This is a genomic window from Halapricum hydrolyticum (assembly GCF_025517535.1).
GTDB lineage: Archaea > Halobacteriota > Halobacteria > Halobacteriales > Haloarculaceae > Halapricum > Halapricum hydrolyticum.
This window is the reverse complement of sequence record NZ_JAOPKC010000001.1, coordinates 512,776-525,690: the sequence shown is the minus strand read 5'-3', so window position 1 is coordinate 525,690 and position 12,915 is coordinate 512,776. Positions and strand designations below refer to the sequence as shown.

At 63.4% G+C, this 12,915-nt stretch carries 12 protein-coding genes; 4 read left to right on the top strand and 8 right to left on the bottom strand.

Annotated features, from left to right (window positions below):
• Positions 1-394 precede the first annotated feature (394 nt).
• A complete protein-coding gene (locus tag OB916_RS16980) occupies positions 395-700 on the top strand; it encodes a hypothetical protein (protein WP_390884007.1) in 306 nt (101 codons plus the stop codon).
• Between the two features lie 148 nt (positions 701-848).
• Here the strand turns inward: OB916_RS16980 and OB916_RS02760 are convergent, their stop codons facing one another.
• The 5 genes from OB916_RS02760 to OB916_RS02740 all read right to left on the bottom strand — a co-directional run bounded on the left by OB916_RS02760 (position 849) and on the right by OB916_RS02740 (position 4,194).
• Complete coding sequence (locus OB916_RS02760) at positions 849-1,586, bottom strand: SDR family NAD(P)-dependent oxidoreductase (protein ID WP_315907746.1); 738 nt, start codon at positions 1,584-1,586, stop codon at positions 849-851.
• Between the two features lie 48 nt (positions 1,587-1,634).
• Positions 1,635-2,021, bottom strand: coding sequence for a Zn-ribbon domain-containing OB-fold protein (locus OB916_RS02755; RefSeq protein WP_315907745.1), 387 nt, complete (start codon positions 2,019-2,021; stop codon positions 1,635-1,637).
• A complete protein-coding gene (locus OB916_RS02750) occupies positions 2,018-3,184 on the bottom strand; it encodes a thiolase domain-containing protein (RefSeq protein ID WP_315907744.1) in 1,167 nt (388 codons plus the stop codon). The genes OB916_RS02755 and OB916_RS02750 overlap by 4 nt, the downstream gene beginning before the upstream one ends.
• Before the next feature lie 83 nt (positions 3,185-3,267).
• Positions 3,268-3,831 (bottom strand): DUF420 domain-containing protein, encoded by a 564-nt coding sequence (locus OB916_RS02745; protein WP_315907743.1) that lies wholly within the window; start codon positions 3,829-3,831, stop codon positions 3,268-3,270.
• A 66-nt stretch (positions 3,832-3,897) separates the two neighbouring features.
• Complete coding sequence (locus OB916_RS02740) at positions 3,898-4,194, bottom strand: hypothetical protein (RefSeq protein ID WP_315907742.1); 297 nt, start codon at positions 4,192-4,194, stop codon at positions 3,898-3,900.
• 142 nt (positions 4,195-4,336) lie between these two features.
• Between OB916_RS02740 and OB916_RS02735 the strand changes: the two genes are divergently transcribed.
• Complete coding sequence (locus OB916_RS02735) at positions 4,337-6,037, top strand: glycoside hydrolase family 13 protein (protein WP_315907741.1); 1,701 nt, start codon at positions 4,337-4,339, stop codon at positions 6,035-6,037.
• A 34-nt stretch (positions 6,038-6,071) separates the two neighbouring features.
• On the opposite strand, the gene OB916_RS02730 is transcribed toward OB916_RS02735, so the two are convergent.
• Positions 6,072-6,197, bottom strand: coding sequence for a hypothetical protein (locus OB916_RS02730; protein ID WP_315907740.1), 126 nt, complete (start codon positions 6,195-6,197; stop codon positions 6,072-6,074).
• A gap of 200 nt (positions 6,198-6,397) precedes the next feature.
• On the opposite strand from OB916_RS02730, the gene OB916_RS02725 reads away from it, so the two are divergent.
• Positions 6,398-8,080 carry a glycoside hydrolase family 13 protein gene (locus OB916_RS02725; RefSeq protein WP_315907739.1) on the top strand — a complete coding sequence of 561 codons (1,683 nt, stop codon included), beginning with the start codon at positions 6,398-6,400 and terminating at the stop codon, positions 8,078-8,080.
• A gap of 10 nt (positions 8,081-8,090) precedes the next feature.
• Here the strand turns inward: OB916_RS02725 and gfcR are convergent, their stop codons facing one another.
• A complete protein-coding gene (gene gfcR, locus OB916_RS02720) occupies positions 8,091-8,711 on the bottom strand; it encodes a transcriptional regulator GfcR (RefSeq protein WP_315907738.1) in 621 nt (206 codons plus the stop codon).
• A gap of 114 nt (positions 8,712-8,825) precedes the next feature.
• On the opposite strand from gfcR, the gene OB916_RS02715 reads away from it, so the two are divergent.
• Positions 8,826-10,493, top strand: coding sequence for an alpha-amylase family protein (locus OB916_RS02715; protein ID WP_315907737.1), 1,668 nt, complete (start codon positions 8,826-8,828; stop codon positions 10,491-10,493).
• Positions 10,494-10,543: 50 nt separating this feature from the next.
• On the opposite strand, the gene OB916_RS02710 is transcribed toward OB916_RS02715, so the two are convergent.
• Complete coding sequence (locus tag OB916_RS02710) at positions 10,544-12,796, bottom strand: alpha-amylase family glycosyl hydrolase (RefSeq protein ID WP_315907736.1); 2,253 nt, start codon at positions 12,794-12,796, stop codon at positions 10,544-10,546.
• Positions 12,797-12,915: the final 119 nt, after the last annotated feature.

Here is a 12,915-nt window from a genome sequence, read left to right as displayed (position 1 = left end):
TGAACACCCAGTTCAATACTCGATACCAGAGGTCAATTGTATTTGGTATGGTAAACCAATCCAATTAACACAGTCTAGTTGATACCTTCGCCTCATAATCGAACTGGTGTTCCCTAAATGTGCAGATGTGATCTGTCACCAGTTCTTCTCGGAGTTGATGAAACAAAGATCGGAAACAGCGTCCGGTTCTCCGCCCAGACTCGGACAGATCCGGCCTGATCACGCTGGGGATTCCCTTCGAATCGCCCCGATCACTCTCTCATTTGGGACCTTTTTGTCCGGTTAGGGTAACATTCCGGACGTGAACCTCGACGACTACCCCGACCAGGACGGAAAGAAGGTGTGACTCTCCCAGGACGAAGTTGACCAGCTCCTCGACGCGACCGACGACGCGATCACTGACGTCGCGTTTCGGCTGGCCGTCCGCTGTGGACTTCGCAGTGAGGAAGTCATCGGCGTTGCTCCGAACGACGTCGTCGACACTGACGCTGGCATGATGCTCCGGATCTGGAACGGCGCGAAGACTGGTGAGCATCGCGAGACACCGATCCCCGAAGCGCTCGCGAACACGATCACCACGATCGCCGACGTGCGCGACGAGCCCGACGATTATCAAGAAACACTACGACCAGGCGACGGCCCTGGAGCGGATGCGACGCCGTCGACAGCAGTACATCGACCACCTGGAGACCGACCGTGAGTGACGAGAGAGACCAGACCCCAACGACCGAGAATCGCACTACTGAACGGCCGGAAATCGTCAGTCGGCGCAAGCCGGGCGACCTCATCGTTTTGCGCCGAACAAGTCCGTGAGCGATAGCTATTGTACGACACCAACGTAACCAGTGTCACACCGTTTCGGGCAACCACCCGCCGTCGACCTCGACGTTCTGCCCGGAGATGTACCCGCTGTCGGGATCCAGGAAGAACAGCATCGCTTGCGCGAGGTCGTCGGTGGTGGCCCAGCGACCGCGCGGAGCCTCGGCGGGGAACTCGTCGGAGTTCTCGACGACGTACGGCGAGACGGCGTTGACGGTGATGCCGTCGTCTTGCGTGTCGGCGGCGAGCATCCGCGTGAACATCAGAACGCCGCTTTTCGCCACGAAATACGGAAAGTTCTTGGTGTTGACCAGCCCCTTCTCGCTGGAGGCGTAGCCGACGTTGACGATCCGGCCGTACCCCTGCTCGCGCATCGGCCCCAGCGCGGCCTTCGAGCAGAGGTACGTCCCGTTGATGTTCGTCTCCAGCACGGTGTTCCAGGTCGAGAAGTCGATGTCTTCCCAGTGTTGGGGGGCGAACGTGCCAACGTTGTTGACGAGGATATCGACCGTCCCGAGGTCGGCCTCGACCCGCTCGAACATCCCGGCCACGTCCTCGGGCTCAGTGATGTCCCCCTGAACAACCGTCGTCTGCACCCCGGCTTTCCCTGCCCGGTCGGCGACCTCGCTTGCAGCGTCGTCGCTCGTCCGGTAGTGGACGGCCACGTCCGCACCACGTTCAGCCAGTGCGAGCAGGAGTCCGCGACCGACACCCTTCGCGCTGCCGGTGACGAGCGCTGTCTGTCCGGAGAGATCTGGTTCTATCATACCCCCCGTTCGACCGCGTGGATAAAAAGCGCGTGCTCGATGACCTGCCTATGCCAGATCGAACGTGACCAGCGGTCGCTCGGTCGTCTCGGATTCGCCCAGTCCGACCTCGACCGCTGATCCGACCTCGACGTCCTCGGCGTCGGCCTTGACGCGGCCCGTCAGCCGCACGTTGTCGAATTGGGCGATGCCGAGCACGAACGGCACGTCGTCCTTGAAGTCAGGCGTCGGGACGTACGTGACGTTGTAGCTCAGCAACTCGCCGGAGAGGGGAATCTCGACCTCTTCGAGATCACTTGCACCGCACTCGGGACAGACCCGGCGCGGCGGCATCGACTGGTGACCCTCCGGGCATTCGAGCGCGTACGGGTTGCCATTTTCGATCGCTTCGAGCGCCTGATCGTAGCCGTCGTTCTGGATTTCGTCGTCGCTCATTCTGCCACCTCCAGGACGTGCACCACAGCAGAGGCGACCGTCCCGCCGGCGTTGTGGGTCAGCGCGACGCTCGCGTCCTCGACGGCGTCGCTGTTGACGTGGTCACCGCGGAACAGCTTGGTTATCTCCGTGACCTGTGCGACGCCGGTCGCGCCAACGGGGTGACCCTTGGCCTTCAGACCACCTGAGAGGTTCACCGGCAGGTCGCCGTCGGCGGTCGTCTCGCCCTCGCGGGCAGCGGTGATCGCCTCGCCTTCGTCGTAGAACCCGAGTCCCTCCAGGGCGAGTACTTCGGCGATAGTGAAGCAGTCGTGGACTTCGAGGAAATCCACGTCGTCTTTCGAGATGCCGGCGTCCTCGTAGGCTTCCTGTCCGGCGTCCTCGGTCGCGGGCGTCCAGACCATCGAGTCGCGTTCGGCCAGCGCGAGGTTGTCGGTCCCCTGGCCGGTCCCGGTGATCGCGACTGGCGTCTCTAGCCCGTGCTCCTCGGCGTACTCCTCGCTGACCAGCACCGTCGCGGCCGCACCGTCGGTGATCGGCGAGGAGTCGAACAGCCCCATCGGCAGCGCGACCGGCGGGGCGTCCAGGACCTTCTCGACGGAGATCTCGGTCTGATACTGCGCGAGCGGGTTGTTCGCGGCGTTGGCGTGGTTCTTGACGGCGACGTGAGCCAGGTCCTCGCGGTCGCCGCCGTGGACGGCGAAGTACCGCTGGGCCATCAGCGCGTACGCGCCGGGGAAGGTAATCCCCTGGCGGATCTCCCAGAGATCGTCCGCCGCCACCGACAGGCCGCCGGTCGCACCGGTCGTTCCCATGTTGTGCATGCGCTCGACGCCGCCGACCAGTACCACGTCCGCCTCACCGTTGCGGACGTCCTTGACCGCCTGCCGGACGGCCATCCCGCCGGAGGCACAGGCGCTTTCGACCCGTGTGGCGGGCGCGTCGATCCCGACGGCCTTGGCCATCAACGGGCCCATGTGCCCCTGGTTCTCCGAGAGTTCGCCCATGAAATTGCCGACGTACAGCGCGTCGATCTCCTCGCGGTCGATCCCGGCGTCGTCGATAGCGGTGTCCCCCGCTTCGCCAAAGAGGTCGCGACCGGTTCGCTCGGGGAACTCCCCGAATTCGGTCATGCCGACCCCCGCGATGTGTGCGGATGCCATCTGTATTGGATCCTCCGTATAATGGCAGGGCCTACCCAGTGATATAACTTCAGTAATTTCGTGTCCTCTCGGCGGCGACACCGTTAGACCGGAAGGACGTACAAAAGCAGGTAGACGACGATCCCGAGCGCGAACGAGAGCAGCCACAGACTCGCTGCGACGCGCCCGACACGCGGATGTGGCGTGTCGCCGAGTTCGGACGGGGCGTGTGTGACCGCGAGCAGGAGAACGTAGTATACCAGCGGCAGACAGACGATCGCCAGCAGCATGTGAACCCCGAGCACCGGGTAGTAGACCCACAGTTTCAGCGTCTCCGGTCCGTCGAACGTGGTCGGCCCTTCGATCGCGACCCGGAGGAGATACAGTCCGAGAAAGGAGACAAAGAGCACGAAACTGGCGAGCATCGCTCGTCGGTGCGCTCGCACGCGCCCGGCGCGAATCGACCGCCAGCCGTAGGTGATCGTCCCGATCGCCAGCGCGCTGATGAGGGCGTTGACGTGCGGGATCGTATGGAGCAGTCCCTCTGGAAGCGCCGGCAACAGCGTCTCTGGAACGAGCTGTCTGACGGCCGCGACGACGACCACCAGCGAGACAACCGTCAACAGGCCAGTGACGAACGGGATACGTCGGCGGAGTGTCTCTCGCATCGGTCGGCCGTTGGAGTGATGGTTGTAAGTCCATTCCGGATCGCCAACCGTCCCGAGTTCCGTCGATCAATACCGTATCAGACCGTTTTCGAGGTGTTTCGGCTTCGTCGCGAGATAATAGCCCAGACTCGCGACGTGAACGAGCAGTCCGATCATGCCGATGAGACCGACCGTGTTCCCACTGTATTTGACAGCTTCCAGGACGTGTGGCGTGAGGATCGGGTTGACGCCGAGGACGAACGCAGTGATTCCCCCGTAGATGCCGACGATCGAGAGTGCCCGAAGCAGCGCTGCCACCCGAGCGTCCGAATGGACGGCCGCGAGCCACTCCCAGAACCGACGCTTGAGATCGTCTGCTGTCATCGATACTGTCGTGCGTGCTTTGGGCTGTACGTGGAAAACGGTAGTGATTGTCACACATTTGTCGCCGCTTCGGCAGTCGTCGCGCGGCCGCAGGCAGTTCGGTACAGCAACCACTATAATCCGCCGGCGAGTCGCATCTGACATGTGCGCGTCACGTGCTGGAACGATCGGTGATGGAGAACAGGCCTGGTGGAAGGAGGCGGTCGTCTACGAGATCTACCCGCAGAGTTTCAACGACAGCGACGGCGACGGGATCGGCGATATCCCCGGAATTATCGAGAAGGCTGACTATCTCGACGAGCTGGGGATCGACGTCGTCTGGCTGACGCCGCCCTACGACTCTCCGCACGCGGACAACGGATACGACGTTCGCGATTACCGCTCGATCCTCGACGAGTTCGGCGACATGGACGACTTCGAACGGCTGCTCGAGGAGTTGCACGACCGGGACATCCGGTTGATCCTCGATATGGTCCTGAATCACACCTCGGACGAACACGAGTGGTTCCAGAAATCACGCCGCGAGGAAGACGGCTACGAGGATTTCTATCACTGGGTCGAGGGCGACCCCGACGAGCCCCCGAACAACTGGACCTCCGGGTTCGGCGGCTCGGCCTGGGCCTACGACGAGGTCCGCGAGGCGTGGTATCTGCACCTCTTTCACGAGAAACAGCCCGACCTGAACTGGCGCAATCCCGAGGTGCGCCAGTCGATGTACGACGTCGTCGAGTTCTGGCTCGAGAAGGGGATCGACGGGTTCCGCTTCGACGTGTTCAACGTCATGTCCAAGCCCGAAGGGTATCCTGACGGCGACTCCGAGGGCGGCTGGGTCGGCATGGAACACTTCTCGGACGGTCCCCGCATCCACGAGTACATCGGCGACCTCTACGACGAGGTACTCTCCGAATACGACGTCATGACCGTCGGCGAGGGGATGGACATCACGCCGCGAGCGGCCAAGCGGTACTGTGGCCCCTCCGGTGACGGACTGAACATGGTCTATCACTACGACCATACGCTGCTCGATTACGGCGAGGACGGGTGGTGGGACGTCGTCGACTGGGAAGTCTCGGAGATCCGGGAGGCGCTGACGAAGTGGGTCCACCAGCTAGAAGTGACCGACGCCTGGAACACCGTCTACCTGGGGACCCACGACACGCCACGGATCGCCTCGCGGTTCGGCAACGACGACCGCTACCGTTACGAGTCGGCGACGATGCTCGGAACGCTCCTGTTGACCTTCCCGGCGACGCCGTTCTGCTTCCAGGGCGACGAGATCGGCATGACCAACTACCCGTGGTCCTCGCGCGAGGAGATGCGCGACGCCGACGCCACGAACCGCGTCGAGATGGCCTTCGAGGAGGGCCGCGCCGAGGGCTTTTCGGACGTGCAAGACGTCGTCCGCTATCGCTCGCGGGACAACGCTCGCACGCCGGTACAGTGGTCCGACGACGACATGGCCGGGTTCACCGACGGGGAACCCTGGATCCCGATCAATCCAAACAGCGAAGACATCAACGTCGCCGACCAGCGCGACCGTGCCGAGTCGGTGCTGGCGTACTACCAGGAGTTGATCGAGTTGCGCCACAGCGAGGACCCGCTGGTCTACGGCGTCTACGACCTGCTGGCTGAGGACCACCCGCGCGTGTGGGCGTTCGCGCGGTCGCTCGACGACGAGACGCTCCTGGTCGCGCTCAACTGGGCCGGCCGCACCTCCCGGGTCGACCTCTCCGAAGCCGGCTCCGTCGAGTCGGTGCTGGCCTGCAACTACGACGACCCCGGAACGGACCTGGGGTCGCTCGCGCTGCGACCCTACGAGGCGCGAGTGTATCGGCTAGAATGAGTCTCCGGGGGATGCCCCTCGAGGGCGTGCCGTCCTACGGTGTGACCTCGACGACTGACTCTCCCTCGACACGCTCAGCCAGGGCGCGGTTCATCGCCTCGTAATCGCGCCGGAGGTCCCTGGTGAGGATCGGAACGAGGAGTCCGTCGGCGCTCCACAAACGACAAATCTATCCACGTGATAGCATCGCTGAGGCGTTCGAAATCTGGCATGGACACTCAGAGATCGAACGCCTCATTCTCTAACTTAACGCGACCCATATACGTTTCCTAACATTGATGATAGTCCTTCGATTGTTTGCGAGAACTTGTCTCGGACGATGTGGTAAACTACAAATGTTGTAAATAACCACAGACAACTATGGACAGCGAAGTCGACGACACAGCCGGAATCGAGCGCGCCTGGTGGAAGGAGGCGGTCGTCTACCAGATCTATCCGCGCAGTTTCAACGACAGCGACGGCGACGGCGTCGGCGACATTCCCGGAATTATCGAGAAAGTCGACTATCTCGACGAACTGGGGATCGACGTCGTCTGGCTCTGCCCGGTCTACGATTCGCCGAACGCGGACAACGGCTACGACATCCGCGACTATCGGTCGATCATGGACGAGATGGGGGCGATGGCCGACTGGGAGCGGCTGCTCGAAGCGCTGCACGCCCGCGACATCAAACTCGTGATGGATCTCGTCGTCAACCACACCTCCGACGAACACGAGTGGTTCCAGAAATCACGCCGCGAGGAAGACGGCTACGCGGACTACTATCACTGGGTCGAGGGCGACCCCGACAAGCCCCCGAACAACTGGGAGTCGTACTTCGGCGGCCCGGCCTGGAGCTACGACGAGACCCGCGAGGCGTGGTATCTGCATCTCTTCGACGAGAAACAGCCCGACCTGAACTGGCGCAATCCCGACGTCCGGGAAGCGATCTACGACGTGGTCAACTGGTGGCTCGAGAGGGGGATCGACGGGTTCCGGATGGACGTGATTAACCTCCTCTCGAAGCCGGAGGGGTACCCTGACGGCGAAGTCGCGGGATATCCGACCGGACACGAGCACTTCGTCGACGGCCCCCGTATTCACGAGTACCTGCGCGGCCTCTACGAGGAGACGTTCGCTCACTACGACGTGATGACCGTCGGCGAGATGGTCGACCTCGACGTCGAGACCGCGAACGCATATCTCGGCGCCGACGGCGACGGCCTCAACATGGTCTTTCACTTCGATCACACGTTCATCGACTTCGGTCCGGAGGGACGGTGGGACGTCGGCGAGTGGTCGGTGTCGGACTTCGAGGAGATCTTCACCGAGTGGCAGACCGGACTCGACGAGACCAGCTGGGACGGTCTCTACTGGGAGAATCACGACCAGCCGCGGGTCGTCTCCCGGTTCGGCGACGACGAGCAGTATCGCTACGAGTCGGCGACGATGCTCGGAACGCTCCTGTTCGGCCTTCGGGGCACGCCGTACGTCTACCAGGGTCAGGAGATCGGCATGACCAACGCCGACTTCGAATCGCTGGAGGAGACCCGCGACGTTGATACGCGCCGCCCCGTCGAGATCATGCTCGAAGAGGGCGAGATCGACAGCTACGAGGAGATCCGTGACGTGGTGAACTACCGCTCGCGCGACAATGCGCGCACGCCGATGCAGTGGTCGGGCGAGGACAACGCCGGGTTCACAGACGGCGACCCCTGGATCAAGGTCAACAATAACTACACCGAGATCAACGTCGAGGCGTCTCGTTCGGCCGACCGGTCGGTCTGGCAGTACTATCGCGAGCTGGTCGACCTGCGTCACGACGAACAGACGCTCGTCTACGGCGAGTACGACCTCGTCGAAACGCCGGATCCGCTGTACGCGTTCACCCGAACGCTCGAAGACGACCAGTTGCTGGTCGTGTTGAACTGGAGCGACGGCGAGCGGTCGCCGCCGTCGCTGTCGATCGAGAACCCGACGCTGTTGATCGGGAACTACGAGGACGCCGAGGCGCGCCTCGATAGCGCGCTCCGGCCGTACGAGGCGCGGATCTACCGGCTCTGAGCCCCTCTCGCTAGTCCTGCATCTGGACGATCTCGACCATCGAGTACACCGGAACACCGAGGATCTCGTCTTCACCGTGCTTGTCGGTGAGGACGACCGCCGCGTCGACGTCGCCGCCACGATCGCGGATGTGCTGGATCGTCTCGGTCATCGTCTGGCCGGTGTCGATGTTGTCGTCGACGACGTAACACTGCCGATCGCGGATCGACGCGAAGTTCCGCGAGAACGAACCTGACCCGCTCTCGCCCTCGTCGTTCCACTGGTACTTGCTGGGCAGGTACACGCTGAGATCGGTGTCCAGTTCCCGGCTGATGACCGTCGCCAGCGGGCCGCCGGACTTGCCGATTCCGACGGTCAGATCGACCTCGTCGCCTTCGTCAGCCAGCAGATCCGCCATCGCGATCCCGACGTGCGTCAGGCGCTTGCTGTCCCGGCCGATCGCGCTCCAGTCGACGTGGACGTCCGTCGGGCTGGCCGCTTCGGTGGATTCGACGGACCCTTCGCCGCTCTGTTCGACGAGCCAGCTGGCCGTCTCCCGGGAAACGTTCAGCTCGTCGGCGATTTCCCCCTTCGAGAGGCCACGGTCTGCAAGCTCGCCCGCACTGTCGATGAGTTCGTCGGTAGACTTCATTCGTTCGCCCGTTCGGCCGCCGAGGATAAAACCACCTGTGGTCTCGTCTCGCTCCCCTCACGCCCCGTAATATTTAACAACAGGTATTGTAAACTACTAGCCAAGGGACGAACGATGATAGACCAACCTGAGTGGTTCCGGGACGCTGTACTGTACGAACTTGACGTCAAGCGATTTTACGACGCCGATGGTGACGGCTGGGGCGATTTCGAGGGGTTGCGCCAGCGGCTGGACTACCTCGACCGGCTGGGTGTCGACGCCATCTGGTTGTTGCCGTTCTATCCGAGCCCGATGCGTGATAACGGCTACGACGTGGCCGACCACTACGACGTCGACGACCGGCTGGGGACTCTAGAAGACTTCCGGGCGGTCGTCGAAGAAGCCCACGATCGGGACATCCGCGTGCTGATCGACATGATCTTCAACCACACCTCCGACCAGCACGAGTGGTTCCAGCGCGCCCGCGAGGACCCCGACTCGAAATACCGCGAGTTTTACTGCTGGACCGACGACCCCGAGTCGGCCTACTCGACGGTCAACATCTTCCCCGAGCACGAGGACGGCGTCTGGAGCTACGACGAGGTGGCCGACGCTCACTACTTCCACCAGTTCTATCACTACCAGCCCGATCTGGATATCGCCAATCCACAACTCCAGTCCGAGGTCGAGGACATTCTGGAGTTCTGGCTCGAACAGGGCGTCGACGGCTTCCGGGTCGACGCCGTTGCGCCGATGACCTTCCGGAAGGGCGAAGACGGCCACGAACTCGACGATCCGCATGCCTTCTTCCGGCGGCTCAACCAGACCGTCCGCGAGAAGAAAGCAGACGCGGTCTTGCTGGCGGAGGCCGACGACCAGCCGGAACTGCTGGGCGATTACTTCGGCGACAGCGACGAGTTCGACCTCCAGCTCAACTTCGTCGGCAACGCACATCTGGTGTACGCGCTCGGGATCGAGGACACCTGGCCGCTGGAACGGTTGTTCGACATCCTGCCCTACGACGTCTTCGAGAACGGCCAGTGGGCGAACTTCCTGCGGAACTTCGACGAGCTGAACCTGCTGAAGCTGCCCGACGACGCCTTCTGGCACGCCAAGGAGCTGTTCAACCCCGACGACGAGGACGCCTGGATCTTCGAGCGCGGCCACGCGCGCCGGACCGCCGGCATCTTCGAGAACAACCCCGATCGCATCGCGATGGCCCACAGCCTCATGTTCTCCTTGCCGGGGTCGCCTGTCATCCTGGCCGGCGACGAGATCGGGATGGGCGAGGACCTCTCGCTGGAGGAGCGCGACCCGGTCCGGACGCCGATGCAGTGGTCCGACGACCGCAACGCCGGCTTCTCGACGGCCGACGCCGATGATCTCATCCTCCCTGTCATCGACGAGGGCGAGTTCAGCTACCGGGAGATCAACGTCGCCGACCAGCTCGGCGAACCCTATTCGCTGTACAACCGGGTCGCCGCCCTCGCACACACGCGCTCGCTCTGTTCGGAACTCTGGAAGGGCGAGTTCGGACAGGTCCCGGTCGAAGCCGACGACGTCTGGGTGTTCCGGGCCGAGTACGAAGACACCGTGCTGATCACGGCGCACAACCTCTCCGGGGAGTACCGCGAGGTGACCATCGACCCCGGTCTGCCGTGGGGCGCGACGGCCGACCTGCTCGGCCCCGGCCACTACGACTTCGAGGAAGACGGCCCGATGACGTTCTATCTGGACGGCTACGACTACATCTGGGTCCGTGGCGACAGCGAGGGTGAGCGCGTCCCGCTCGGACAGCCCTGAGAACAGTCACGTCCGCGACCGACGACTCGAAATCGTCGCTGTGGACCGGTTCACTCCAGCAGCCAGGCGGTGTCCCAGCCGGCTTTCGTGAAGTAACGGTCCCCGGACCACTCGATCGGTTCGCCGTCGCGTTTTTTCAGCCACTCGAACTCGACGTAGGTCCCCTCGGGGAGGTCGAACTCACCCTCCCAGGTCGGATAGTCCTCGCCGGATAGCGGGACGGCCGACTCGACGTCCCAGTTGCCAAGTGCCTCCTGATCGCCGGTCAGGAACACCTCCTCGCCGTACTCGGTCTCGACATCGATCTCGACGTGCGTCGACACCGCCTCGCCGGGCGCAGCGTCGGTCGGTTCGAGCCACCGATAGCCGTACGGTTCCAGGAGGATCCGGCCATCGGGGTAGACGGCGGTCTCCTCGCGGATAATCTCGTGGTAGCTCCCGGCGTCCCAGGGCTCGGGGAGGTCCTCGAAGGCGACCGCCCTCGACTCCCCCGAGAAGTTCGAGACCGCGAGCAGGTGCTCGCCGTCGTGTGCGCGCTCGACGACGAACACCGAATCGTTCGGCACGTCGTGAACGATCTCTTCGCCACGGTGGTGCAACGCTTGCCGACCTTCTCGGACCGCCGAGAGCCGCTTGATTCCCTCGAAGACGCGCTGTTCGACCGACCCCTCCAGGGTGCGGCGCTCGGCGGCGTCCCAGTTCATCGGCGAGCGGTGCACCCAGCGGTTGTCTTCTGCCTTGATCGGGTTGTTCAGATACGAGAAGTCGTTCAGCTGGGCGACCTCGTCGCCGCTATAGAGCAGCGGCATTCCCTGCATGACGAATGCGGCCTGGTGCATGAGCAGGTACCGCTGGATCGCCGCGTCGACGTCTTCAGGGTCGCCCTCGACGCGGGCTTTCTGGAGGCCAGTCAACGCCGCCGCTGTCCCGGATGTCCGGGCGACGCCGGTCGGTTCCTCCTGGAAGCGATACCCCTCGGCGTAGCTGTCGGGGTGATCGCCCGCGTAGAAGTCCGAACAGAACTTGCGCGTGCTGGTCGGGTCCTGGCCGACCGCGCGGACGTCCTCGTCGTCCAGGCCCCAGCCGATGTCGTCGTGACACCGGACGTAGTTGAGCCAGGAGGCCCCCTCGGGCGTCGGCGGGAGCTCTTCGAGAGCCTGCTCGAGCAACCGGGTGTTCTCGCTGGCCAGCGCGTGCCAGAGGTGAGCCATCAGCGGCGCGTTGTAGGCGATGTCACACTCCTCGCCCTCGTAGCCGCCCGTGCCGAGGTATTTGATCGTTTCCTCTGGGGCGACGATGGCCTCGGCTTTGAATAGCACGCCCGGCGCGGCGATCCGCATCAGCGCCCGGTAGGCCCGCAGGATCCAGTGAGCCTCCTCCAGGTTCCGGCAATCGGTCCCGAGTTCCTTCCAGAGGAACGGGACGGCGTCCAGCCGGAGCACGTCGGTCCCGACGTTCGCGAGAAACGCCATCTCGCGGAACATCTGGACGAACACGTCGGGATTCGTGTAATCGAGGTCCCACTGGAAGTCGTAGAAACTCGTCCAGACCCACTGCTCCAGATCGTCGACGTAGGTGAAGTTCCCCGGCGCGAAGTCCGGGAACACCTCCGGGAGCGTCTGCTCGTACTGGTCGGGAAGTTCGCGGTCCTCGAAGGTCAGATAGAAGTCCTCGAACCGCTCGTCGCCGTCCATCGCGGCCTGTGCCCACTCGTGTTCGCGAGCGGTGTGATTCATCACGAAGTCCAGCGCGAGTTTGATCCCCTCGTCTTGCAGGTCGGCGGCCAGTTCACGCAGGTCCTCCATCGTGCCCAGGTCGGGGTCGACCGACCGGTAGTCTTTCACGGCGTAGCCGCCGTCGTTGCGCCCCTCCCGCGGCTCCAGCAGCGGCATGAGGTGGAGATAGGTCACGCCGAGCTCTTTCAGATAGGGGATCTTCTCGCGGACGCCCTCGAGATCGCCTGCGAACAAATCGACATAGCACATGTAGCCGACCTCCTCGGGGTCCTGAAACCAGTCGTCGACATCGGCGCGCGATCGATCCAGCGAACGCAATCGGTCGGGCCGCTCGTCGAACGCCTCGACCGCCGCCTCGACCGCCCCGAGCAGCCACGTGACGGACTCGCGATCGTCACCGTAAACCTCGGTGTAGGCCCGCCAGAGCGCGGGTAACTGGCGTTCGATTCGCTCCTGAACCGTATCCGGGCGATCTCCGTACCGATCCGCCAGAAACGACTGGAGCGTCTCGACGGGGTCGTCCGGAGGCCACGCCTCGATCGGCAACTCCCGCTCGCTCGTGTTCATACTACGTTATTGTCGCCCCCGGAACAAAATTCTTTACAACGGGTGTGGTGACGTGACCTCTCACGAGCGGAAGATCGCCCCCGGTTTTTATGCTGGTGGCCGACGTCGGGTACAACAAG